Source organism: Idiomarina sp. UBA4206, assembly GCF_002383015.1.
GTDB classification, from domain to species: Bacteria; Pseudomonadota; Gammaproteobacteria; order Enterobacterales; family Alteromonadaceae; genus Idiomarina; species Idiomarina abyssalis.
Genome location: NZ_DFTS01000021.1, coordinates 19,512 through 20,509, shown reverse-complemented (window position 1 = coordinate 20,509; position 998 = coordinate 19,512). Strand labels below are relative to the sequence as shown.

General features: G+C 49.8%; 1 protein-coding gene. It reads left to right on the top strand.

Annotated features, from left to right (window positions below; all coding sequences use genetic code 11):
* A partial coding sequence (locus B3180_RS04535; RefSeq protein WP_286843286.1) for an efflux RND transporter permease subunit occupies positions 1-998 on the top strand: 998 nt, incomplete at both ends.

Genomic DNA, 998 nt, shown 5'->3' with positions numbered 1-998 from the left:
TCACCGTTGACCAGGAAGCTTTGCGCATTGCCACCAGTGGGGAATTTGCCGACGTTGAAGATATGGAAAAGCTGGTTATCAGTAACCCGGGGGCGGAGCAGCGCATCTACTTGCATGATGTAGCGAACATCTATCGTGAGACCAAAGAGATTCCGGATCATGTGGTTCGTTATAACGGGCAGGCGTCGCTTTGGCTGGCGCTGTCTTTTGCGGACAACGTCAACGTGGTTGAAGTTGGTGAGCGTATCCAGAAACGGCTGGATGAACTGGACTATGCCAAACCAATAGGAATGTCGGTAGACCGTATTTATGATCAACCGCATCAGGTCGAAAACTCGGTAAATGACTTTCTGCTGAACCTGGTTGAAGCCGTTGCTATTGTCATTATTGCGTTGCTGCTGACCATGGGTTTTCGCAGTGGTTTACTTATTGGCACCGTATTATTGTTAACGGTTCTTGGCACCTTTATTTTCATGCGACTGGGCGACATTAACCTGCAACGGGTATCGCTGGGAGCGCTCATTATTGCTCTGGGTATGCTGGTGGACAACGCCATTGTCATTGCCGATGGCATTATGGTTGGTATGCGGCGGGGCATGAGTAAAGTAGAAGCCGCTGTTAGTGTGGTGAAGCAAAATCAGTGGCCGCTACTGGGTGCAACCATTATTGGTATTATTGCCTTCGCCCCAATTGGTTTGTCATCAGACGCTACCGGTGAGTTTGCCGGAAGCTTATTCTGGGTGCTGCTCATTTCTTTACTATTGAGCTGGGTAACAGCTCTGACCCTCATTCCGTTTTTAGCCGACCGTTTATACTCCGCGAAGGACATTGGCAATGGTGATGAGCAGGACGATGTTTTCTCTCATCCGGTATACCGCGGCTACAAAAAAATGCTGGCGGTTTGTCTGCGGCATCGCATTATCAGCATGGCGGTGATGCTGGCAATGCTGGTTGCTGCTGTGGCCGGTTTTGGACAAGTGAAACAGGCGTTCTTTCGT